This is a genomic window from Nocardioides sp. T5 (assembly GCF_048161455.1).
GTDB lineage: Bacteria > Actinomycetota > Actinomycetes > Propionibacteriales > Nocardioidaceae > Nocardioides.
In genome coordinates this window covers 4,520,030-4,541,250 of record NZ_CP182415.1, presented here as the reverse complement: position 1 = coordinate 4,541,250, position 21,221 = coordinate 4,520,030, and the positions used below count along the sequence as shown (strand labels likewise).

The following is a 21,221-nucleotide window of genomic DNA, read 5'->3' as shown; positions in this document are numbered from 1 at the left end:
TTCTGCCGCCTAGCGTGCGCGGACGGGTGAGTGATGTTGCGGAGCTGGCCGGATGGTGGCGCATTCGAGTCATGGACACCTACGAAGCCACGACTCTGCCCATCGCGCCTGACGACACCCTCTTACGACTCGCCACAGCCGCCCACCTCGCTCGCTACAAAGGCCGTTCTCGCGAGCACGTCCTCTCCGACCTGCGCGCCTACTTCGGCTGGTGCAAGGAGCGCGGACAACAACCACTCGGCATGACGCGAGCCCAGGTCGAGCTGTACGTGCGCTGGATGCAAGAGGTGCAGCACTACGCGCCCTCAACGGTCTCGCGACGACTCTCAGTCCTCGTCGTCTTCTACCGAACCTGCGTCATCGACGGCATCCTCCAGCACTCACCAGCCGACTATGTCCGCCGCCCGCCCGTTCCTGCAGAGTCACCGACCTTGGGACTCGGACACCTCCAGTTCGAAGCGATGCTCACCCGCGCACGCGACTCCGACAACCCCAACGACTTCGCACTCGTCGCCATGCTCGGCCTCCTCGGTCTGCGAATCTTCGAAGCCTGCGGCGCCAACGTCGAGAACCTCGCCGAGAGTCACGGACACCGAGTCCTGCGAGTCCACGGCAAAGGCGACAAGGTCGCCCTCACACCGCTACCCCCAGCCGTGGGCCGAGCCATCGACCGAGCGATCGACAACCGAGAGACCGGACCCATCCTGCTCAGCCGCGCCGGAACACGGATGGATCGTCACGCTGCCACCCGACGTCTACGACGCCTCGCAGAACAAGCCGGCGTACAGCTCCCACGCATGCACCCACACATGCTGCGCCACACCTACGTCACCACCATGCTCGACGCCGGCGTACCGCTACGCGACGCCCAGATCGCAGCTCGCCACGCAGACCCCCGTACGACCATGCGCTACGACAGAGCCCGCAAGAACCTCGACCGCCACCCCAACTACATCCTGGCCGCCTTCATGGCCTCCGGCACATAACCGCTGCGCGGCAGATGTGCGCGCGCTGATTGATGTTCAGGGCGCTGCGAGGGTCAAGTCGACGGCTTTCAACCTGCCCATACCGTCGGCTGCGAGCACCAGGGCGAAGTCAGTGGCACACGTGCGCCGTTCCTGAGTTGGTCGGAGGATGACGAGTCGTCCGGCGGGCAGTGGGCCTGTTCTGTTCGGTGCGCAGGTCACGCTCCCGAAGGTGCTCGTGACGACGATGGGCGTCTTGTTGACAAGGGCCTCGGCCATGGGCGCGAGAAGGTTGACTGGGCAATCGGAGGCGCCGTAGAAGTCCCAGTCAGCCGGACATACCTCCCAGATATTGCGGTTAGGCAGCGTCGCAGCGATGTCGTCGACGACGACCGCGGCTTGTCCGCCGAGGGACATGGTGACGGAGTTGGCGTAGGGAAAGTCGTCGGCCTGCTCAACTGCGTAGTCGACAAACTGCCTGACCAAACGTTCAAGGTCCCGGGCCACCGGCTCCCCGTCGTCAGTCAACAGCACTCGGCCCGAGGCGATCGGCTCAGAAGGCTCCGAGGACGCAGATGTGGTCGATGTCGTCCGATTGCTTGTGGAGGGTCCCGCCAACGGCTGCGAACCCGTGTCCACCTCGGTGCAAGCAACAGTCGATGAGGTCAAGAGAAATAACGCGACGCCAGCCAAGAGGCGCGAACCGAGAGTCGTCATGCCGCTGAGACGCACAGTCACAGAGGAAAGTTGTCGAAGCCCCGGCCTATTTTGCAAGGACTAGTTGCGACGGCAGAAGCAGGGCACAGGCCATCCGCCATCGAACCGAGCGGGGGTCGCGGCGGAAGAAGTTGCGGGGTGGACCGCGCCCGCTTCACGAAGTAGTACGTCGCAGCCAGCATCAGCGCGACGAGCAGCACGACAAAGACAGCGCCCATGACTGCGGCGACTCCGGCCATCCAACTCGGCGGACTGTTCAACTCTTCGTTTGCCATGAACATCGTTGGACCTCCCGAGGTGAGGGCGCTCGCTGCGCCCGTGGGCAGAAGCATCACACGAGCGGGGGCGGGGCGGGCGGGGCAGACAGTGCTAAGTCGGGCCGCGTGCAGCATCCGCTTATCGGCGCGAGCATGAGCCTCGACCCTGTGTACGGGCTAGATTGCTGGTCTCGGACCTGTGGCACGCCCACCGCGCCACAAACGGCCACCAGACGTTGTAGGGGGCAGGCTTCCCGGCGGCCACGGTGTTCGTGTCAATCTGGCAGTACGAACGCTGTGTCTGAACGGCCCCACCGCCCGCCACAGCGAAGCCCCGTGACGACGTGTAGGCCAGGCCGCTACCCCGCCGAAGAGAAGCCGTGAATGGGCCAGGCGCCATCTCGCCACGGCCTACTCACCTCGTGCGATGAGCGGCGCCGCCAGGCGCGCCGACTCCGCGTCCACGACACTTTCGACCCGCAGAACTTCCTCTGCGCGGACGTCGACAGCGAAGCCCTGATCGAACAGTTGCCTGATCGCGCCAGTCGGGAACTGCGCAGCCCCCAAGAGGGCCACGGGTGACCCGATCACTGTCAGTTCGTACGGCGACGTCAGTGAACGGGAGTCGATAAGCAAGCCCGTGTCGCTTGCTTCCACGAACGAGTTGCCGACTACTCGGACTCCGTTGAGATCCATCGCCTCCGCTCCGGCCACGCGCAGTTCGTTCAGCAAACTGAGCAGGAGGTCTCGTCCAACGGAGCCACTCGGCACAGCACCGATGGTGACGCGCACACCGGGTCCTTGGACTGGAACTTCACCAGCAAGAACGGCTAGCGAGTCGGCCTGCTGATGTTCTTGTCGCCGCAACTCGTTCAACGCTTGGGCTTGTGCCGCCGCGGATCGCGCGCGTGCCTCCAAACGATCAACCTCAATGCGAGCGCGTTGCGCCGCGGACCCGTACCCGTCATACAGCCGAGTGAGGTCCTCGACTGTCGCGTTAGATAATGGGTCCTCTTCGTGGCTAAGCACCTGCGTGGTAGCCGCGAAGCCGGTTGCAGCCAAGAAGACCGAGAGAATGATCTGTGTTCGATAACGGCGCTCGACACTGCTGTTCGAACGTCGCCCCAACCAGAGTCCCGAGACCACGCTCCCAGATTACGGCCTCGCAGTTGAGCGTGCCCGGCGACTCGTCGCGCACATCGAGCGGCCCAAGAGCCAGGGCTGCGTAGCACGCTAGACGGCAGCGGATGCGTCGATCAAGAACCCTGGATGATGCTCCTGGGCCTTAACCGATCCGTCTAGGCAGAAGAGGGGGCGCCGACTCTCGCTCAAGGCGCTGCAAGTTCCTCGGGAGAGATCAGTCTCAAGGCCGAAGTCGACCGGACTGACGCCTCCGACCCCACTAGACGAGTTGAAGGACCCTGAGGTCAAACGGTCACGACCTACCCGTGAGAGTTGGGCGCACCAGAAAGGTCCGTCTGAGGCATCCGCTCATCGGCATTACAGGCTCTTCGTACTTCAGGTGGGGATGAGGGTGTCGAGTCCTCCGCCGATGAGCAGCATGCGTAGCCGGTAGTTGTCGTAGTTGCGGAAGCCGCGGGCGACGCGGCGGTGGAGTTCGATGAGTCCGTTGATGGCTTCGGTGCCGCCGTTGTTGGAGCGGTCGGTGTCGAAGTAGGCCAAGAAGGCCTGGGACCACCGCTTCAGGGTGCGGCCGAGTCGGGCGATCTCGGGGACGGGGCAGGTCGGGAACGAGGTCAGGATCTTCTCGGCGATCTTGCGGCCGGCGGCGGGGTCGTGGTGGCGGTAGGCGGCTCGGAGCTGCTGGGCGCACGACCAGGCGATCCAGACCTGCAGGTGTTCCTCGGGTCGCGCGGCGATGGCCTTCTCCAGTCGGGTCCACTGCTTGTCGGTGAGCTTCTCAGCCCCTGCCCGTAGCAGCTTCTGGATGCCGTAGAGCGGGTCGCTCTTGCGGCCGCGGTGACCGGTGGTCTCTTGCTGGACTCGGCGTCGGCACTCATCGACCGCAGCAGTGCCGAGCTTGACGACGTGGAAGGCATCGAGGACCGCGACGGCGTCCTCGAGCTGGTCGGCGATCGCGGTCTTGTAGCCGTGGAAGGGGTCCAGGGCGGCGACCTTGATGCCACCTCGGAACTCCTCGCCGCGGGCGGTGAGCCAGTCGGCGTAGGCCTTGCCGGACCGGCCCGGGACGAGGTCGAGGAGCCGGGCGCGGACGCGTCCGTGCTGGTCACGGGTCAGGTCGACCATCCCGGTCAGCTCCTTGGGTCCGCGGCCGCCCTGGTCGTCGGGCTTGGTGGAGACGTGGTGCCAGATGTGCTCATCGACTCCAAGGGAGGTGACGTCGGTGAAGCGGTCCTCGTCGGCGGCCATCGCTTCCAGCAGCGGCTGGAGCGAGCGCCACACCGTGCGCCACGTCGTGCCGAGCTGACGGGCCAGCCCAGCGATCGAGGCGTGCTCGCCGCGCAGTTGGCCGATGGCCCACCAGCACGCACGCACGGTGAGCAGCGCCCTGGGTCCGGCCAGGTCGGGATGCTGCTCGGTGAACGACTTCGTCGAGCACTTCTCCTCGCCGCATCGCCAGGTCCGCTTGCGCCAGATCAGCGTGACCGGGCGCCCGAAGCAGGGCACGTCGACCAGCCGGACCTCGCGGCGGCCGTGGCTGTGGGCGATCACTCCGCACGCGCGGCAGCCGGTCTGCTGGGCGGGTGTCTCGACAACGACGCGGACAGTGCCGGCGTCTTGGCTGACGGCGATGACGTGGAACCCCTCGAGGCCGACCAACAGGTCGCAGCGATCGCAGTAGCAGGGGCGTTCAGGGCGTGGGCGTGCACGCTCGCACGCCGTATGCTCGAGCATCGTCGAGGCCTTCCGGTTGGTTGCTTGGTCGCACCAAACTTTGGAAGGCCTCGACCCCGTTCCGGGTCAGGCGCTCAGGTCGTGTCGCTCACCTACCCCCACCGCAGGTATGAAGAGCCGGATAGGGCTCTGTTGCAAAAATCGTGAAGCTTGAGCATGCTTGGCGGAGATTGGACGGACGGAACGATGACGGATTTCAAGTGGCGCCATTTCCAGGGTGATGTGATCCTGTGGGCGGTGCGCTGGTATTGTCGCTATCCGATCAGCTATCGCGACCTTGAGGAAATGCTGGCGGAACGCGGCATTTCGGTCGACCATACGACGATCTATCGCTGGGTCCAGTGCTACGCCCCGGAGATGGAGAAGCGGCTGCGCTGGTTCTGGCGGCGTGGCTTTGATCCGAGCTGGCGCCTGGATGAAACCTACGTCAAGGTGCGGGGCAAGTGGACCTACCTGTACCGGGCAGTCGACAAGCGGGGCGACACGATCGATTTCTACCTGTCGCCGACCCGCAGCGCCAAGGCAGCGAAGCGGTTCCTGGGCAAGGCCCTGCGAGGCCTGAAGCACTGGGAAAAGCCTGCCACGCTCAATACCGACAAAGCGCCGAGCTATGGTGCAGCGATCACCGAATTGAAGCGCGAAGGAAAGCTGGACCGGGAGACGGCCCACCGGCAGGTGAAGTATCTCAATAACGTGATCGAGGCCGATCACGGAAAGCTCAAGATACTGATCAAGCCGGTGCGCGGTTTCAAATCGATCCCCACGGCCTATGCCACGATCAAGGGATTCGAAGTCATGCGAGCCCTGCGCAAAGGACAGGCTCGCCCCTGGTGCCTGCAGCCCGGCATCAGGGGCGAGGTGCGCCTTGTGGAGAGAGCTTTTGGCATTGGGCCCTCGGCGCTGACGGAGGCCATGGGCATGCTCAACCACCATTTCGCAGCAGCCGCCTGATCGGCGCAGAGCGACAGCCTACCTCTGACTGCCGCCAATCTTTGCAACAGAGCCCACTAAGGTGCCAGCGCTGCGCGACTGGCGAATCTAAGTGGAGCACCACTAGGGAGCGTAGCGTAAATGGCCGTTCGCCTGGGCCCGCCGAGTCAGCTCGGTGAAACTTCCACGTGGAAGTCGCCAATGTGCCACGGCGTCATTGCTGCCTTTTTGCTCGCCCGATCCCCATCGTGGAAGTCGCTGCGGAGGCCGACGCCATGGTGACGGTGTTCGGCATTCTGAATCTCACCGAGGACTCCTTCTTCGATGAGAGCCGGCGGCTAGACCCCGCCGGCGCTGTCACCGCGGCGATCGAAATGCTGCGAGTCGGATCAGACGTCGTGGATGTCGGACCGGCCGCCAGCCATCCGGACGCGAGGCCTGTATCGCCGGCCGATGAGATCAGACGTATTGCGCCGCTCTTAGACGCCCTGTCCGATCAGATGCACCGTGTTTCAATCGACAGCTTCCGACCGGAAACCCAGCGCTATGCGCTCAAGCGCGGCGTGGGCTACCTGAACGATATCCAAGGATTTCCTGACCCTGCGCTCTATCCCGATATTGCTGAGGCGGACTGCAGGCTGGTGGTTATGCACTCAGCGCAGCGGGATGGCATCGCCACCCGCACCGGTCACCTTCGACCCGAAGACGCGCTCGACGAGATTGTGCGGTTCTTCGAGGCGCGGGTTTCCGCCTTGCGACGGAGCGGGGTCGCTGCCGACCGGCTCATCCTCGATCCGGGGATGGGATTTTTCTTGAGCCCCGCACCGGAAACATCGCTGCACGTGCTGTCGAACCTTCAAAAGCTGAAGTCGGCGTTGGGGCTTCCGCTATTGGTCTCGGTGTCGCGGAAATCCTTCTTGGGCGCCACCGTTGGCCTTCCTGTAAAGGATCTGGGTCCAGCGAGCCTTGCGGCGGAACTTCACGCGATCGGCAATGGCGCTGACTACGTCCGCACCCACGCGCCTGGAGATCTGCGAAGCGCAATCACCTTCTCGGAAACCCTCGCGAAATTTCGCAGTCGCGACGCCAGAGACCGAGGGTTAGATCATGCCTAGCATTCACCTTCCGGCCGCCCGCTAGCGGACCTGGTCAGGTTCCGCGAAGGTGGGCGCAGACATGCTGGGCTCGTCAGGATCAAACTGCACTATGAGGCGGCGGTTCATACCGCGCCAGGGGAGCGAATGGACAGCGAGGAGCCTCCGAACGTTCGGGTCGCCTGCTCGGGTGATATCGACGAGGTTGTGCGGCTGATGCACGACGCTGCGGCGTGGATGTCCGCCAAGGGAACGCCCGCCTGGGACGTCGCGCGGATCGACCGGACATTCGCGGAGACCTTCGTCCTGAGATCCGAGCTCCTAGTCGCGAGTTGCAGCGACGGCATCGTCGGCTGTTGCACCTTGTCGGCCGAGGATCCCGAGTTTTGGCCCGACGCCCTCAAGGGGGAGGCCGCATATCTGCACAAGCTCGCGGTGCGACGGACACATGCGGGCCGGGGTGTCAGCTCCGCGCTGATCGAGGCTTGCCGCCATGCCGCGCGAACGCAGGGGTGCGCCAAGCTGCGGCTCGACTGCCACCCGAACCTGCGTGGCCTATACGAGCGGCTCGGATTCACCCACGTCGACACTTTCAATCCCGGCTGGGATCCAACCTTCATCGCAGAACGCCTAGAACTCGAAATCTAACGTCCGTTCGGGCATCGAGGTCCATGTCGGGGTGGGACGGGCCCGTGGCTTCAAGATCACTTGCAGTCCGACCGCGATGTCTTGGTTGCGCGAGAGGTTGTCGATATCCTCCACTTCCATCATCAACCCTGGATAATGCCGCCGCCGTCATCGCCGCCGACGCCCGTGCCGGGCTTTTCGGGCCTGTCAGGCTTGCTCGGCCTTCGGCCTGCCTGGGCGAGATCTCCGGCGGACGGATTAACGGCGGAGCTTCGCCGCCTTTCGTGCGTGTGAAGGCCGAAGATAGTTCTCTCAAAAACATCCGTTTATGAGAGATGCAAAAGACAGCAGTCTGCTGAAGATCTAAGATCTCTCAAAACTGTCCCTCGCTTCCCGTCTCTCACCGATCTATGTTTCTAAGTGTTTTGAGAGGGGAACGGCATGTTGGTGGGGTACGCCAGGGTCTCGACACGTGATCAGACCCACGCGCTGCAACTCGATGCGCTGAGCAAGGCAGGATGTGAGCGGGCTCTGTTGCAAAAATCGTGAAGCTTGAGCATGCTTGGCGGAGATTGGACGGACGGAACGATGACGGATTTCAAGTGGCGCCATTTCCAGGGTGATGTGATCCTGTGGGCGGTGCGCTGGTATTGTCGCTATCCGATCAGCTATCGCGACCTTGAGGAAATGCTGGCGGAACGCGGCATTTCGGTCGACCATACGACGATCTATCGCTGGGTCCAGTGCTACGCCCCGGAGATGGAGAAGCGGCTGCGCTGGTTCTGGCGGCGTGGCTTTGATCCGAGCTGGCGCCTGGATGAAACCTACGTCAAGGTGCGGGGCAAGTGGACCTACCTGTACCGGGCAGTCGACAAGCGGGGCGACACGATCGATTTCTACCTGTCGCCGACCCGCAGCGCCAAGGCAGCGAAGCGGTTCCTGGGCAAGGCCCTGCGAGGCCTGAAGCACTGGGAAAAGCCTGCCACGCTCAATACCGACAAAGCGCCGAGCTATGGTGCAGCGATCACCGAATTGAAGCGCGAAGGAAAGCTGGACCGGGAGACGGCCCACCGGCAGGTGAAGTATCTCAATAACGTGATCGAGGCCGATCACGGAAAGCTCAAGATACTGATCAAGCCGGTGCGCGGTTTCAAATCGATCCCCACGGCCTATGCCACGATCAAGGGATTCGAAGTCATGCGAGCCCTGCGCAAAGGACAGGCTCGCCCCTGGTGCCTGCAGCCCGGCATCAGGGGCGAGGTGCGCCTTGTGGAGAGAGCTTTTGGCATTGGGCCCTCGGCGCTGACGGAGGCCATGGGCATGCTCAACCACCATTTCGCAGCAGCCGCCTGATCGGCGCAGAGCGACAGCCTACCTCTGACTGCCGCCAATCTTTGCAACAGAGCCCCGGATAGACCTGACTGAGGCGAGTGACCCTAAGTGCGGCCTCGGTCCGCTGTCTCATCTCATCTGTTTCCGGACGACGCAAGTCGTTGCTCCCTGTCGAGATGCAGCGAACATCGACAACTCGCTGTCAAGGTCACGATCTACTGGCCAGTGGAGATTCGGTGGCGCCGGCCGAGGGTGAGCGCCGAGGATCACCGATCGCGCAGGACTTCGTGGATCGTCACGCTCCACACGCTCCACCCCTCGACAGATGAGCGCGTGCCTCACGTGCCGTCGCGGATCAGGGCGGCCAGGCCGTCCAGCGTGCGGGCAAGCCCGAACCGCCAGGCCCGGTCGGCGTTCCACGCGCTGCCTTGCGCCTCGCCGGCAGCCGCACCGATGCGCACGGCGCGCGGGTAGGCGCCGGGGTCGAGGACGCGGGCCAGAATGGGCTGGTTGGTGGCCCACCACTCCGCATCGCTCATCGCCGTGTCGGTGGTGACCACCATGGCCGAGCCGATCTCAGCGCACCGAACCCTGCCCGCCTCACCGCAGGCGATCTTCGACGTCCTTGCCGACCCCGACGGCCACGTCGCCATCGACTCCAGCGGCATGCTGCAAGGAGCGTCCGGCGCCCCCGTAGCACGAGTGGGTGACGCGTTCGTCGTCCACATGGACCGCGAGGCCCTCGGCGACGTGCCGCTGGGCACCTACGACGTCCGCGTGGTCATCACCCGCATCCGGTCGCCCGAGCACATCGAGTGGACGATCGAGGGAACCGTCAAACCCCCGATCGGGCATGTGTACGGCTACGAGCTGGCTCCCCATCCCGACGGCACCACCGTCACCTCCTACTGCGACTGGTCCGGCGCGGCCGAGGAGTGGAAGCCCATCTTCCCGGTGATCGACGAGAAGGCGCTGCGAGCATCCTTGGGACTCCTCGAGCGGGCCGTCCGGCGTGGCTACCCCACGCCGGCGGCCCGCTCTCTCCGCGCCAACAGCGACGGCCGCGGGGACCAGGAGTAGGGGACTCGAGCCCGCGCGCCGGCTTCGCCCATCACGTCGATGAGCTCCAGATCAGACGTCCCGGTGTCCGCGATCCGTTCCCGCCGTACCTTGACGAGCGACCGCCGGGCGGCCGACTTCGTCAACGTGGCCCGCGGGAGGTTCGTCAATCTTCGCTGCATCTCGACAACTGTCGAGATGCAGCCAATCTTGAGCAAACGAGAGGTCGCTCAAGATCTACTGGCCCGGTCGACTTATCGGAGCGAGCCGTCACGACGAGGGAAGGGGATGCCGTCCTCATGAGCCTGCTGATGTTCCTCCATCAGGACGATGGCGCGGTGATCCTGACGGACACGCTCGCCACCGACACCTTGGGGAAGCCGCTCGACTTCGTCGACAAGTGCGTCGCCGTGCCGTCGATGAACCTCGCCATTGCGACGACCGGCTACCAGCAACTGATGCTCCGCTGGGTGGAACGGCTGCGCGAGAACGTCCGCGCACGCGACACCTCCATGCTCGATTTGCACACCCCCGGCTCGCTCAGAGAGATCTGGGCTGACATCCAGCGCGAGCATGGACCCCTGGAGGAGTCGGCGACGATCGACCACTTCGGCTTCGACGAGCACACCGGCCGGTGTCGTCGCTTCGCGTACCGCTCGGCCAACGACTTCGAGTCTGAGGAAGGCGAGGCGCCCGCGTTCGGGGTCAAGCCGGATCCGCTCGGCGATACCCAGCCGGACGAGCTCTCCGATGCAGGGCTGATCGACTTCGCGAAGCGGATCCGCGTTGAGCAGGATGAGCGGACGGCTGACCGCATCTACATCGGGGGCGACCTGGTGTTGACCGAGGTACGGAAGAACGCCGTCTCCTCGCAGCGCATCTATCGCTGGGAAGACCAGCACGACCAGTGGCAGGCGATCTGCGACGCACCACCGCTGGGCGCGGTCGCTCGGCTGCCGTGATGCGATCGCTACTGCCGCGCGTTGCCGAGCGCTGACGGATACGCGCTCAGGAGCCAGCGAAGGCGGGCGACCTGCGCGTCGATCTCTCGGGTCCGACGGTAGGTCAGGTCGTTGGCGGCGCCTTCGCGTTCGAGTCCCTTGATCATCATTCGCAGGCGATCGGCGGCGTAGCGCGTCCTCTTGCGACAGTTCGGGCTGCAGAAAGTCTGCGGGCGGCCGGCTTGGTTCGACCACTCCACGCGGTTGTTGCAGTCGGGGTTGTCGCAGGCGCGGGATACGCCCTCGTCTGGCGCGTGCACATTTTCTGTCCGAGTCATCGCCCCGCCGCCTCCTTCGTGGCCTTGTCGCGCGGCCCTCCGTGCCAGCGTGGCGACGGTCAAGCCGTAGTGTCTGTCGTCCTTTATTGTGCATATCTGGTGCACATTTGAAAGCGTTCTCTTACGCGTGACTTTGAACTGCGCATACCGTCGGTCATGACGGACCTTAAGAGCCCGTCATCTAGGTTGGCGCCGAACGAGTTGGATGTCGTCGGAATTGTGCACGAACGCCTTGCCGAGGTCGAAGGGTCGGCTCTACCCTCGACGGAAGTTGGTCAGGAGGCACGCGCCGACCTCGAACGAGTCGAGGCGCCCCCGTTGCACCGGGGACGCCTCTTGGTCGACACCCGATGGACGCTAGAAAGCGAGGGGACGACCCGTGCCCAAGTCCAGGGGCGAAGCCTGTCCAGAGCAGGCTCCAGAACCGGCCAGCGTCGCGTGGAGCTTCCGCCTCAACGGGCGTCGTACCGACTGGGACTGGAGCTCCGGGCCGCCGGACTTCAAAGATCTCGAGCCGTACCGACGACCCGCCTCAGGTGCGGCGTCGAGGCACAGCCCCGTCCGCGCCTTCAGCTACACCGTTGGTGGCTACATCGAATTGGAGTCGGGATTGGAACACGACCTGCTCCGAGTGTTGGATCGCGATCCTTCGGTGACGTGGCTCGTCCCGCAGCCAATGAGACTCAGCTGGAGCGATGCGGGACGGCGCAAGCCGTGTCGGCACACGCCCGATCTCCTGTCGATCGACGTCGACGGCGGCGTCACCATGTGGGACGTCAAGAACCCCGAGGCCGCCTCCTCTTCCAGCTTCACCGATGTCCGGGATGTCACCCAGTTCGCCTGCCGAATCCATGGCTGGAGTTATGAGGTGTTCACCGGCCTCGAGTCGACTCATCGTCACAATCTGCAGTGGCTCCACGCCTACCGACGACGCCCGTCGTGGACCCCTGAGTACGAGGACGACGTCCTGTCCGCCTGCACGGGTGGGCTTCCCCTGGGCGAGCTGGTCACCAGCCAGCCTGCCAGTGAGCGCCTCGCTGTCGTGTGGCATCTGATGTGGACAGGGCAGCTGGTCGTCGACATCAACCAGAACCTCACCCCCACGACGGAGGTCAGAGCGTGACTGCCGCCAACGTGCCGCTCGAAGCCGGTGCAAGGCTCCTTGGCGAGGACGGCTACCTGCTCGTGGCTGAGATCGGACGCCACTCCGTCACGGTCGAGTCCAGTACCGGGGATCGGCGAGACGTGCCATACGGGGAGATCAACGGCGTTCGAATCACGAATGGGCAGGCTCCAGCCACCACGACCGCGCTCGAACCATGGTGGTCCGGTCTGTCGGAGCAGATCCGACGCGACGCACTCGACAAGCTCGAGGTCGTCCATGAAGTCCTCACCGGATACCGATGGGGTCACCCGCGCCTTGCGCAACCTGGAGAACCGTTCCTGCCGGTGAGCGATCCCGGCCTAAGCGAGACCCAGCGCTGTCGGGCCATGGCGCGCCAGCTCTCCTATGAACAGCGGGCCGATCGACAGATCCTGAGGCGCATTCAGGACGGCGAGCTCCGGTCGGCGACCGTCAGTGAGAACACAGTCCAGAAGTGGATCCGCGATTGGCGGGACGATGGGCTCCGCGGCCTGGTCGACAAACGCTCGACCAAAGGGAGGCAAGGTTTCGAAGCGCTCGACGAGCGACTCCGTCGGATCGCGGATGACGTGTTCGCTCGGTTCAACGGCGACGACTCCAAGGTCAACATCAAGACGGTCGAGGCCGAGATCCGGCTCCAGATGAAAAGCGAGGGCCTGAAGGACGTCCGACTGCCGCAGCGCCTGTTCCAGGAGTACCTGTCGGCACGCCACCAGGCCCTCGGGCGTACGACGCGAGCCCACCGTTCTCGCTATCTGCGCCATGCGGCGTCGTCCCACACGAGCTTCCCTGCGATGCACCCGGCCCACCTTGCGCTCGACGCCACCCGCGCTGACGTACTCGTGTGGGACGAGGTCCACGAGTGTCCCCGCAGCGTCGAGGTACTGACGGTCATCAGTGTCGCGACGCGCGTGGTCGTCGCGCTCCGAGTCACGCCCCGATCCGGCAACGCGGTCGAGGCCGGGCTGGTGCTGTACGACGCCATGCGACCGATGTCGATGCTGGTTGACGGAACCAAGGTCGACGATTGGCGATGGTGTCCAGTTCGTCAGGCAGGATTCGCTGATACCGAAGTCGGCAGCGATCTGCTTGAGGTGGACGCCCGGCTCACGATTTCTGGCAACCCGAACGACGTCCTCGCGGAACTCCTTGGGATACGGCTTCGGCACGGTGCACATCCTTCCAGCGGCACCTCTCGGCACCACAGATCAGATGTCACCTACTCGTGCAGCAGCCCCTGGTTTGCGGGGCAGCAGTCCCGAATCAGTCACAACCATCTGACACTTCGAACAACGCCCGGGGGCGCCAGGAACGAAGGGCTGCTCCCAGTATTTGAACCAGCTCGTTGATATCTGCCCACAGGCCGTGAGGAGCGTCCCCATCTCCTTCGCGTGTACAAGCTGACTCGGTGATGCCGGCTTGTCGGGGGGCGTTACGTACTCGAACTGAGTCGTCAGAAACCACCGGATGGGCCTCGTCATATCGGACGACTTGCCACGCGGGAGCAGTAGTGAGCCATCGCAATCCACCGGACGTGCTCGGTCTCGTCGGGAGAATGAGCGAACTCGCATACTCCAAAGAGCGACCGCCCTGCCGGAGGACACGAAGATGCCTCACAGCTGTCAACGACGGTCGAAAACTGACCCCTTTCCGACGGTTGAAAATTGACCCCCTCAGTTTCTAGTTCTCTTCGTTGACGGCCGCGGGGACGCGGCCGAGCTCTCGGTTCTTCAGCCGGTAGGAGTCGCCCTTCAAGGCGATGACCTCGGCGTGGTGGACGAGCCGGTCGATCATCGCGGCGGCGACGGTGTCGTCGCCGAAGACCTCGCCCCAGCGGGCGAAGTTCTTGTTGGACGTGACGATGAGGCTGGCGCGTTCGTAGCGCGATGAGACGAGCTGGAAGAACAGGTTGGCGGCCTCGGGTTCGAACGGGATGTAGCCGACCTCGTCGATGACCAGCACCGGGTAGCGGACCAGCCGGCGGAGCTCGTCTTGCAGCCGGCCCGCGTGGTGGGCTTCGGCGAGCCGATCGACCCACTGGCTGGCGGTGGCGAACTGGACGCGGTGCCCTGCCTGGCAGGCCCGGATCGCCAGCCCGGTGGCCAAGTGGGTCTTCCCGGTGCCGGGCGGGCCGAGGAGCACGACGTTCTCCTTGCCAGCAACGAAGTCCAAGGTGCCCAGGTGCGCGATCGTCTCCCGCTTCAGGCCACGGGCGTGGTCGTAGTCGAAGTCTTCCAGACTCTTGCGGGCCGGGAACCGGGCTGCGCGGATCCGTCCCTCCCCACCATGGGACTCCCGCGCTGACACCTCGCGTTGCAGGCACGCGGCCAGGAACTCCTCATGGGTCCAGGACTCCTCGCGCGCCCGCTCGGCCAGCCGGGCGACCGATTCGCGCAGCGTGGGTGCCTTCAACGCCCGCGTCAGGAACTCCAGCTCGCTCGTGACATCGCGGCCGGTCCTCGGTGCCGACTTCGTCCGGGTGGCCATTACGACACCTCCTCGTCGACCAGCTCATCGACGAGGCCGAGTGCTAGGTCGTAGCACCCGAGTGAGCGGATCTCGACCTCCTCGCCGGTCGCAGCGTCGGCGACTGGCCGCAGGAGGTCGGCTCGGCCGTGGCGCAGGTGTTTGGCGGCGACGGTGTGCTCGAACTCGGTGATGGTCTGGTGCCGTGCCCACACCCGGGCGTGGTCGGCCACGACCGCGCCCTCGCAGGTCACCCACACCCGGTCCAGGTCGGCGTGGACCTCGATCCGGCGCCCGACCACGGCGGGGTGGACGGAGTAGTCGTTCGAGTCGACGCGGACGTAGTGGTCACGCGGAAGCCGCAGCGTCTTGCGCCAGCCGACCTCGGGCGGGACCGGTGGCAGGGGCAACATCGCGGCCCGGTCGGCTTCGACCCGGTCACCGGGCGTGCAGCCCAGGACCCGCATCCGACGGGCGTTGGCCTTGGCGAAGAACCCGGCCAGCTGGACGTTGAAGTCCGCTGGCGACGCGAAACGCCGTCCGGGCAGGAAGGACCTCTCGAGGTAGTCATGCAGCCGCTCGAGCATCCCCTTGGCTTCAGGGTCGGCGGGCTTGCAGATGTACACACTCGCCCCCAGGACACCGCGGAAACCCTGGCAGTGACCGGTCAGCTCGGGTCGTCGTGCGCGCCACCGGCCGACGGCTCCTTCGCCGTCCCACACCAGCGTCTTCGGGACACCCTGCAGCTGGGTCGACAGCAGGTGCCACCAGCCCGCGTACAGATCCTCGGCTTCGCGCGAGGGGATCAAGATGCCACCGGACCAGCGCGAGTAACCGGTCACGCACGTCATCACCGGCAGCCGCTTCGCGGTCCGGGTCTGCCCGTAGCCGACCGGGAGCTCGATGTCGGGAAACCAGAAGTCGAACTGCGCCAGCTCACCGGCCTCATAGGTGGTCCGCGACGCAGGATCGGGCGGCAGATAGGCCGGACGCAGCTCGGCCACCCGCTGCTTGAACACCGTCATCCCACGGTCCCAGCCGACCCGCTCCGCGATCACCGTGGCCGGCATCGTCGGCACCGCCTGAAGCTGCTCACGGATCCGCGGCTCGAACACATCGACCGCGGACCCCACTGGCTTCCGCACGTACCTCGGTGGCCCGTCAACCGCCAGCGCCGCACGGACCGTGTTGCGCGAGACGCCCAACGTCCTGGCGATCATCTTGATCGGCAACCCCTCGGCCCGGTGCAACCTGCGGATCTCTGCCCAGTCCTCCACTGACAACACTCCCGTCCTCCTGCCTCACCGCTGGTGAGGTCAGGGTCTCGGAGGGGGGTCAGTTTTCGACCGGCGATAGGGGGTCAGTTTTCAGGCGTCGCCGACAACAGCCTGCCACTTGCAACCTCATGCGATCCACCTGACTGATGCGCGTCGTCGAAGTGCGCTATCTCGGCACATCAACCGTAACTCCCGCACAGCGACGTGAGCGACGTCCAAAAGGGAACGGAGCGACATGTGACCTCACCTATTTCCGGTACTCAAGATCCATCTGGGCACGGCCGACGCCTGAGAGAGTCGCAAATCCCTTGCCGGCCGGGCCGCCAACAACGAAGTCCTGGTGGTGGGACGATTCCATTGGTACTTCACAACCCAGGTCGTTGACCGTGACGAGGGCTGTGCGCCCTCGAAGCCGCTCCGAGGCTGACCTCGGGAGGGATTTGGCACCGTCAGTCCGGAGCGCTGTAGAGCGGCAAAGGTTCGACTGGTCACCTCGGTAGGCGGACCCGCACCAAAGACTTCGGTGAGAAGGCCACTGCGAGAGTAGTTCAAGAGCAATGGCTCGGTCTCCTCCGCGTAGACGTCAAGACGGCGACGGATCACTCTCTCGTTGTCGTCCGTGCGTCCCTCGGTGGCACCCCGCCGCAGCAGCCTCTCGACGATTTCGTCACCATCAACGATCAACAAGATGACCGCGTCCAGAGCAATTCCTCTTGCGGTCATCAGAACGTCGAGTTCCTCAACCTGTGCCAATGTGCGCGGATAGCCATCGAGTAGGAATCCGCCGCGAGCGTCACCCTCGTCAAGCCGATCTCGAACCATCGCGTTGGTGACGGAGTCAGGGACGTACTCGCCGAGGCTCATGAAACGCTCCGCCTCGATGCCGAGGGGTGTCTGCTTCGCCACATGGGCTCGGAAGAGATCCCCGGTGGAAATGGCGGGGATTCCCAGTTCGGCGGCGATGACCCTCGCCTGCGTCCCCTTGCCCGCTCCTGGGGGGCCCATCAAGATCAATCTCATTGCGGCGGGCTGCTCCTTCTTGGTCCGGCCAGAGTTCATCCGTCGTCCTTGGGACTGCCGGACGTGAGCTTGTCGGTGATCAGCGTCATGACAGTGGAGTCGGCGAGCGTGGTCACGTCGCCGACCTCACGGTGCTCGGCGACGTCCTTGAGCAGGCGGCGCATGATCTTGCCCGAGCGGGTCTTCGGCAGCTCGGGCACGACCATGATCTGGCGCGGCTTCGCGATCGCGCCGATCTCCTTGGCGACGTGCTTGCGCAGCTCCTCGACGATGTCCGCCCCCCCGTCGCCGGCCGTGTCGCGCAGGATCACGAAGGCGGCCACGGCCTGGCCAGTCATGTCGTCGGCTGCCCCGACCACGGCCGCCTCGGCGACCTTGGGGTGCGAGACCAGCGCCGACTCGATCTCGGTCGTGGAGAGCCGGTGGCCCGACACGTTCATGACGTCGTCGACGCGGCCCAGCAGCCAGATGTCGCCGTCGTCGTCGAGCTTGGCGCCGTCGCCGGCGAAGTAGAGGCCCTCCCAGCGCGACCAGTAGGTGTCCTTGAACCGCTGGTCGTCGCCCCACAGAGTGCGCAGCATCGCCGGCCAGGGCTCGCGGATCACGAGGTAGCCGCCGTTGCCGTTGCCGACCGACTGGGCCTCGTCGTTGACCACGTCGATCGAGATGCCGGGCAGCGCCTTCATCGCCGAGCCGGGCTTGCCGGCGGTCACGCCGGGCAGCGGGCTGATCATCATCTGGCCGGTCTCGGTCTGCCACCAGGTGTCGACGATCGGCGCCTGAACGGCACCGATGTGCTTGCGGTACCAGATGTAGGCCTCGGGGTTGATCGACTCACCCACCGAGCCGAGCAGGCGGATCGAGGACAGGTCGTGCTCGGCGGGGATGTCGTCGCCCCACTTCATGAACGTCCGGATCGCGGTCGGCGCGGTGTAGAAGATCGTGACGCCGTACTTCGCGATGATCTCCCACCAGCGGCCCTTGTGCGGGGCGTCGGGGGTGCCTTCGTACATCACCTGCGTCGCGCCGTTGGCGAGCGGGCCGTAGACCATGTAGCTGTGCCCGGTCACCCAGCCGACGTCGGCGGTGCACCAGTAGACGTCGTCGTCCTTGAGGTCGAAGACCGCCCAGTGTGTGTAGGACGTGCCGGTGAGGTAGCCGCCGGTCGTGTGCAGGATGCCCTTCGGTGTGCCGGTGGTGCCGGAGGTGTACATGACGTAGAGCGGGTGCTCGGAGTCGTGCATCTCCGCGTCGTGCTCGGGCGAGGCGGCGTCGACGACGTCGTGCCACCAGACGTCGCGCGAGTCGTCCCACTCGACGTCTTGGCCGGTGCGGCGTACGACGACGACGTGCTCGACGAGGCTCTCCCCGCCCTTGGCGGCGACCTTGGCCACGGCCTCGTCGACCGCGGGCTTCAGGGCACTGGGCGCACCGCGGCGGTAGCCACCGTCGGCGGTGAGGATCACCTTCGCCCCGCAGTCGGTGACGCGCGAGGCGAGGGCGTCGGCGGAGAAGCCGCCGAAGACCACGGTGTGCGGGGCGCCGAGGCGCGCACACGCCAGCATCGCGACGACGACCTCGGGGATCATCGGCATGTAGATCGCGACCCGGTCGCCCTTCTGCACGCCGAGGTCGGTCAGCGCGTTGGCCGCGCGCGAGACCTGGTCGAGGAGATCGGCGTAGGTGATGTCGCGGGTGTCGTCCTCGGGCTCGCCGACCCAGTGGATCGCGACCTTGTCGCCGTTGCCGGCATCGACGTGCCGGTCGACGCAGTTGACGGCGGCGTTGATGGTGCCGCCGACGAACCACTTCGCGAACGGCGGGTTGGACCAGTCGAGGACATGGTCCCAGCGCTGGCCCCAGTCGAGGCGCTCGGCGGCCTCGGCCCAGAACGCCTCACGGTCGGAATCGGCGCGGGCGTAGGCCTCCTCCTTGACGTTGGCGTTGGCTGCGAGGTCGGCGGGCGGCTCGAAGCGACGCTCCTCACGGGACGGATTCGACAGAAGTCTTGAACGAGTTGGGTCGGGCTTCCCTGGGCAATTCATATCGTCTCCTTATCGGGTAGTTGAAAGTGGAGTGCAAGTTCAGCGCTAGTCGGGCCGCGTTGACGCCCGCCGGCAAGCAGCCGTGTCTTGAGTGGCGAAATTGCCTCTCTACTAGGTGCATCACCGCGCTCCCGCCATGACGATCGCGGGGTTGTCGTCCAACTTGCTGGCAGCAGCGCGTGCCGGCGTGGCCTACATGTCAGCCGTTGACCGTGGCGGACTCCTCGTCCGTAAATAGACGTGATCGGATCAGGAACCGCACGCCCTCGGGTGCCTCGAGGGAGAAGCCGGCGCCGCGGCCCTTGACGACATCGATGGTGAGGTGGGTGTGCTGCCAGTACTCGAACTGGGTCTTCGACATCCAGACGGGCACGTCGCGGTCGAGCCCGACAGCAAGTTCGCCGAGCAGGATGTCGGAGTCGCCGGTGCGGAACTCGCCGTCGGGGTAGCACATCGGCGACGACCCGTCGCAGCAGCCGCCGGACTGGTGGAACATCACCGGGCCGTGCGCCTCGGTGAGGCGGCGGATCATCTCCGCCGCCTCACCTGTCACCGCTACTCGTTCGAGCATTTAGAAGAAGCCCAGCTTGTCGGGGCTGTAGGAGACCAGGAGGTTCTTGGTCTGCTGGTAGTGATCGAGCATCATCTTGTGGTTCTCGCGGCCGATGCCGGACTGCTTGTAGCCGCCGAACGCCGCGTGCGCGGGGTAGGCGTGGTAGCAGTTGGTCCAGACCCGGCCGGCCTGGATCGCCTTGCCGGCGCGGAAGGCACGGGAGCCGTCGCGGGTCCACAGACCGGCACCGAGGCCGAACATTGTGTCGTTGGCGATCTTGAGGGCGTCGGCCTCGTCGTCGAAGCTGGTGAGCGAGACGACCGGACCGAAGATCTCCTCCTGGAAGATCCGCATCGAGTTGTCGCCCTCGAAGACGGTGGGCTGCACGTAGTAGCCCTCGGCGAGGTCGCCCTCGAGGACGTTGCGCTCACCACCGGTGAGCACCTTGGCGCCCTCCTGCTTGCCGATGTCGAGGTAGGACAGGATCTTCTCGAGCTGGTCGTTGGAGGCCTGCGCGCCCATCATCGTGGTGACGTCGAGCGGGTTGCCCTGGGTGATGGCCTCGACCCGGGCGATCGCGTCGGGCACGAAGTCGGAGTACATCGACCGCTGAACGAGCGCGCGCGACGGACACGTGCAGACCTCGCCCTGGTTGAGCGCGAACATCGTGAAGCCCTCGAGCGCCTTGTCGTAGAAGGCGTCCTTCTCGGCCGCGACGTCGTCGAAGAAGATGTTCGGGCTCTTGCCGCCGAGCTCGAGCGTGACCGGGATGATGTTCTCCGAGGCGTACTGCATGATCAGCCGCCCGGTCGTGGTCTCGCCGGTGAACGCGATCTTGCGGATGCGACTGCTGCTCGCCAGCGGCTTGCCGGCCTCGACACCGAAGCCGTTGACGACATTGAGCACGCCAGCCGGCAGCAGGTCGCCGATCAGCTCCATCAGCTTGAGGATCGACCACGGCGTCTGCTCAGCCGGCTTGAGCACGACCGCGTTGCCGGCCGCGAGGGCGGGCGCGAGCTTCCAGACCGCCATCAGGATCGGGAAGTTCCACGGAATGATCTGGCCGACGACGCCCAGAGGCTCGTGGAAGTGATAGGCGATCGTGTTCTCGTCGATCTCGGAGATGCCGCCCTCCTGGGCGCGCAGGGCGCCGGCGAAGTAGCGGAAGTGGTCGATGGCCAGCGGCATGTCCGCGTTGATGGTCTCGCGCACCGCCTTGCCGTTGTCCCACGTCTCGATGACGGCGAGGGACTCGAGGTTCGCCTCCATCCGGTCGGCGATCTTGAGCAGGACGTTGGAACGCTCGGTGGTCGATGAACGTCCCCAGCCGTCGGCGGCGTTCCAGGCAGCGTCGATGGCGGCCTCGATGTCCTCGGCGGTCCCGCGCGCCACCTCGGTGAAGGGCTTGCCGTTGACCGGGGAGATGTTCTCGAAGTAGCCGCCCTTGATCGGGTCGACCCACTCGCCGCCGATGTAGTGGCCGTAGCGGCTCTTGACCTCGATGTCCGAACCGTCGGTTCCGGGCTGGGCGTAGACAGTCATGTGATGCTCCAAAGAGTGAGGGAGTGTGTGACGACCG

20 protein-coding genes, 2 pseudogenes and 1 riboswitch are annotated in these 21,221 nt (G+C 65.2%); of the genes and pseudogenes, 11 read left to right on the top strand and 11 right to left on the bottom strand.

Going from position 1 to position 21,221, the window contains the following annotated elements:
- The first annotated feature begins 14 nt into the window (after positions 1 to 14).
- Positions 15 to 986, top strand: coding sequence for a tyrosine-type recombinase/integrase (locus ACNKF0_RS22265; RefSeq protein WP_416954908.1), 972 nt, complete (start codon positions 15 to 17; stop codon positions 984 to 986).
- A gap of 36 nt (positions 987 to 1,022) precedes the next feature.
- Here the strand turns inward: ACNKF0_RS22265 and ACNKF0_RS22260 are convergent, their stop codons facing one another.
- The 3 genes from ACNKF0_RS22260 to ACNKF0_RS22250 form a co-directional block, all read right to left on the bottom strand.
- Entirely contained in the window at positions 1,023 to 1,499 is a 477-nt protein-coding gene (locus tag ACNKF0_RS22260; RefSeq protein WP_416954907.1) for a hypothetical protein, read from the bottom strand.
- Between the two features lie 851 nt (positions 1,500 to 2,350).
- Complete coding sequence (locus ACNKF0_RS22255; protein WP_416954906.1) at positions 2,351 to 3,085, bottom strand: DUF881 domain-containing protein; 735 nt, start codon at positions 3,083 to 3,085, stop codon at positions 2,351 to 2,353.
- Positions 3,086 to 3,457: 372 nt separating this feature from the next.
- Positions 3,458 to 4,741: an ISL3 family transposase gene (locus tag ACNKF0_RS22250; RefSeq protein ID WP_416954905.1), complete on the bottom strand. Its 1,284-nt coding sequence runs from the start codon at positions 4,739 to 4,741 to the stop codon at positions 3,458 to 3,460.
- 261 nt (positions 4,742 to 5,002) lie between these two features.
- Here ACNKF0_RS22250 and ACNKF0_RS22245 point away from each other — a divergent pair, with 261 nt between their 5' ends.
- The 6 genes and pseudogenes from ACNKF0_RS22245 to ACNKF0_RS22220 all read left to right on the top strand — a co-directional run bounded on the left by ACNKF0_RS22245 (position 5,003) and on the right by ACNKF0_RS22220 (position 8,820).
- Complete coding sequence (locus tag ACNKF0_RS22245; RefSeq protein WP_001389365.1) at positions 5,003 to 5,767, top strand: IS6-like element IS6100 family transposase; 765 nt, start codon at positions 5,003 to 5,005, stop codon at positions 5,765 to 5,767.
- Positions 5,768 to 5,831: 64 nt separating this feature from the next.
- Positions 5,832 to 5,912, top strand: a riboswitch (ZMP/ZTP riboswitch).
- 47 nt (positions 5,913 to 5,959) lie between these two features.
- Positions 5,960 to 6,028: pseudogene (locus ACNKF0_RS22240) on the top strand (QacE family quaternary ammonium compound efflux SMR transporter); the annotation flags it as partial.
- Positions 6,022 to 6,861, top strand: a complete 840-nt coding sequence (gene sul1, locus ACNKF0_RS22235) for a sulfonamide-resistant dihydropteroate synthase Sul1 (RefSeq protein WP_076056711.1) — start codon at positions 6,022 to 6,024, stop codon at positions 6,859 to 6,861. The pseudogene ACNKF0_RS22240 and the gene sul1, both read left to right, overlap by 7 nt.
- A 126-nt stretch (positions 6,862 to 6,987) precedes the next feature.
- The gene (locus ACNKF0_RS22230) at positions 6,988 to 7,488 is read left to right on the top strand and encodes a GNAT family N-acetyltransferase (protein WP_000376623.1); all 501 of its coding nucleotides are present in this window, start codon (positions 6,988 to 6,990) and stop codon (positions 7,486 to 7,488) included.
- A gap of 420 nt (positions 7,489 to 7,908) precedes the next feature.
- Positions 7,909 to 8,010 (top strand): annotated as a pseudogene (locus tag ACNKF0_RS22225) (recombinase family protein); the annotation flags it as partial.
- A gap of 45 nt (positions 8,011 to 8,055) precedes the next feature.
- Positions 8,056 to 8,820: an IS6-like element IS6100 family transposase gene (locus ACNKF0_RS22220; protein WP_001389365.1), complete on the top strand. Its 765-nt coding sequence runs from the start codon at positions 8,056 to 8,058 to the stop codon at positions 8,818 to 8,820.
- A gap of 317 nt (positions 8,821 to 9,137) precedes the next feature.
- Here ACNKF0_RS22220 and ACNKF0_RS22215 read toward each other — a convergent pair whose 3' ends face one another.
- Positions 9,138 to 9,362 carry a TetR/AcrR family transcriptional regulator C-terminal domain-containing protein gene (locus ACNKF0_RS22215; RefSeq protein ID WP_416954904.1) on the bottom strand — a complete coding sequence of 75 codons (225 nt, stop codon included), beginning with the start codon at positions 9,360 to 9,362 and terminating at the stop codon, positions 9,138 to 9,140.
- Here ACNKF0_RS22215 and ACNKF0_RS22210 point away from each other — a divergent pair.
- A complete protein-coding gene (locus tag ACNKF0_RS22210; RefSeq protein WP_416954903.1) occupies positions 9,361 to 9,879 on the top strand; it encodes an SRPBCC family protein in 519 nt (172 codons plus the stop codon). The genes ACNKF0_RS22215 and ACNKF0_RS22210 overlap by 2 nt on opposite strands.
- Before the next feature lie 278 nt (positions 9,880 to 10,157).
- On the top strand, positions 10,158 to 10,820 hold the full coding sequence (locus ACNKF0_RS22205; protein WP_416954902.1) for a hypothetical protein: 663 nt from the start codon (positions 10,158 to 10,160) through the stop codon (positions 10,818 to 10,820).
- Positions 10,821 to 10,828: 8 nt separating this feature from the next.
- Here ACNKF0_RS22205 and ACNKF0_RS22200 read toward each other — a convergent pair whose 3' ends face one another.
- A complete protein-coding gene (locus ACNKF0_RS22200; RefSeq protein ID WP_416954901.1) occupies positions 10,829 to 11,137 on the bottom strand; it encodes a hypothetical protein in 309 nt (102 codons plus the stop codon).
- Between the two features lie 379 nt (positions 11,138 to 11,516).
- Between ACNKF0_RS22200 and ACNKF0_RS22195 the strand changes: the two genes are divergently transcribed.
- Both ACNKF0_RS22195 and ACNKF0_RS22190 read left to right on the top strand, forming a co-directional pair.
- Positions 11,517 to 12,260, top strand: a complete 744-nt coding sequence (locus tag ACNKF0_RS22195; protein WP_416954900.1) for a TnsA-like heteromeric transposase endonuclease subunit — start codon at positions 11,517 to 11,519, stop codon at positions 12,258 to 12,260.
- On the top strand, positions 12,257 to 13,630 hold the full coding sequence (locus tag ACNKF0_RS22190) for a helix-turn-helix domain-containing protein (RefSeq protein WP_416954899.1): 1,374 nt from the start codon (positions 12,257 to 12,259) through the stop codon (positions 13,628 to 13,630). Before ACNKF0_RS22195 ends, ACNKF0_RS22190 begins: the two co-directional genes overlap by 4 nt.
- A 331-nt stretch (positions 13,631 to 13,961) precedes the next feature.
- Here the strand turns inward: ACNKF0_RS22190 and istB are convergent, their stop codons facing one another.
- The 6 genes from istB to ACNKF0_RS22160 all read right to left on the bottom strand — a co-directional run bounded on the left by istB (position 13,962) and on the right by ACNKF0_RS22160 (position 21,184).
- Positions 13,962 to 14,768 (bottom strand): IS21-like element helper ATPase IstB, encoded by an 807-nt coding sequence (istB, locus tag ACNKF0_RS22185; RefSeq protein WP_416954367.1) that lies wholly within the window; start codon positions 14,766 to 14,768, stop codon positions 13,962 to 13,964.
- Complete coding sequence (gene istA / locus ACNKF0_RS22180) at positions 14,768 to 16,033, bottom strand: IS21 family transposase (RefSeq protein WP_416954368.1); 1,266 nt, start codon at positions 16,031 to 16,033, stop codon at positions 14,768 to 14,770. The genes istB and istA overlap by 1 nt, the downstream gene beginning before the upstream one ends.
- A 234-nt stretch (positions 16,034 to 16,267) precedes the next feature.
- The gene (locus ACNKF0_RS22175; protein ID WP_416954898.1) at positions 16,268 to 17,083 is read right to left on the bottom strand and encodes an adenylate kinase; all 816 of its coding nucleotides are present in this window, start codon (positions 17,081 to 17,083) and stop codon (positions 16,268 to 16,270) included.
- Positions 17,080 to 19,089, bottom strand: a complete 2,010-nt coding sequence (gene acs / locus ACNKF0_RS22170; protein WP_299927141.1) for an acetate--CoA ligase — start codon at positions 19,087 to 19,089, stop codon at positions 17,080 to 17,082. The genes ACNKF0_RS22175 and acs overlap by 4 nt, the downstream gene beginning before the upstream one ends.
- A 199-nt stretch (positions 19,090 to 19,288) precedes the next feature.
- Positions 19,289 to 19,660 (bottom strand): DUF779 domain-containing protein, encoded by a 372-nt coding sequence (locus ACNKF0_RS22165; RefSeq protein ID WP_207083544.1) that lies wholly within the window; start codon positions 19,658 to 19,660, stop codon positions 19,289 to 19,291.
- Positions 19,661 to 21,184, bottom strand: coding sequence for an aldehyde dehydrogenase family protein (locus ACNKF0_RS22160; protein ID WP_207083545.1), 1,524 nt, complete (start codon positions 21,182 to 21,184; stop codon positions 19,661 to 19,663).
- Between the last annotated feature and the right edge of the window lie 37 nt (positions 21,185 to 21,221).

Excerpts from the sequence above, each read along its gene's own strand:
- ACNKF0_RS22245 (WP_001389365.1), top strand. The coding sequence starts at position 5,003 with ATGACGGATTTCAAGTGGCGCCATTTCCAGGGTGATGTGATCCTGTGG.
- sul1 (WP_076056711.1), top strand. The coding sequence starts at position 6,022 with ATGGTGACGGTGTTCGGCATTCTGAATCTCACCGAGGACTCCTTCTTC.
- ACNKF0_RS22230 (WP_000376623.1), top strand. The coding sequence starts at position 6,988 with ATGGACAGCGAGGAGCCTCCGAACGTTCGGGTCGCCTGCTCGGGTGAT.
- ACNKF0_RS22220 (WP_001389365.1), top strand. The coding sequence starts at position 8,056 with ATGACGGATTTCAAGTGGCGCCATTTCCAGGGTGATGTGATCCTGTGG.
- ACNKF0_RS22210 (WP_416954903.1), top strand. The coding sequence starts at position 9,361 with ATGGCCGAGCCGATCTCAGCGCACCGAACCCTGCCCGCCTCACCGCAG.
- ACNKF0_RS22215 (WP_416954904.1), bottom strand. The coding sequence starts at position 9,362 with ATGGTGGTCACCACCGACACGGCGATGAGCGATGCGGAGTGGTGGGCC.
- ACNKF0_RS22205 (WP_416954902.1), top strand. The coding sequence starts at position 10,158 with ATGAGCCTGCTGATGTTCCTCCATCAGGACGATGGCGCGGTGATCCTG.
- ACNKF0_RS22200 (WP_416954901.1), bottom strand. The coding sequence starts at position 11,137 with ATGACTCGGACAGAAAATGTGCACGCGCCAGACGAGGGCGTATCCCGC.
- istB (WP_416954367.1), bottom strand. The coding sequence starts at position 14,768 with ATGGCCACCCGGACGAAGTCGGCACCGAGGACCGGCCGCGATGTCACG.
- ACNKF0_RS22175 (WP_416954898.1), bottom strand. The coding sequence starts at position 17,083 with ATGAACTCTGGCCGGACCAAGAAGGAGCAGCCCGCCGCAATGAGATTG.
- acs (WP_299927141.1), bottom strand. The coding sequence starts at position 19,089 with ATGAATTGCCCAGGGAAGCCCGACCCAACTCGTTCAAGACTTCTGTCG.
- ACNKF0_RS22165 (WP_207083544.1), bottom strand. The coding sequence starts at position 19,660 with ATGCTCGAACGAGTAGCGGTGACAGGTGAGGCGGCGGAGATGATCCGC.
- ACNKF0_RS22160 (WP_207083545.1), bottom strand. The coding sequence starts at position 21,184 with ATGACTGTCTACGCCCAGCCCGGAACCGACGGTTCGGACATCGAGGTC.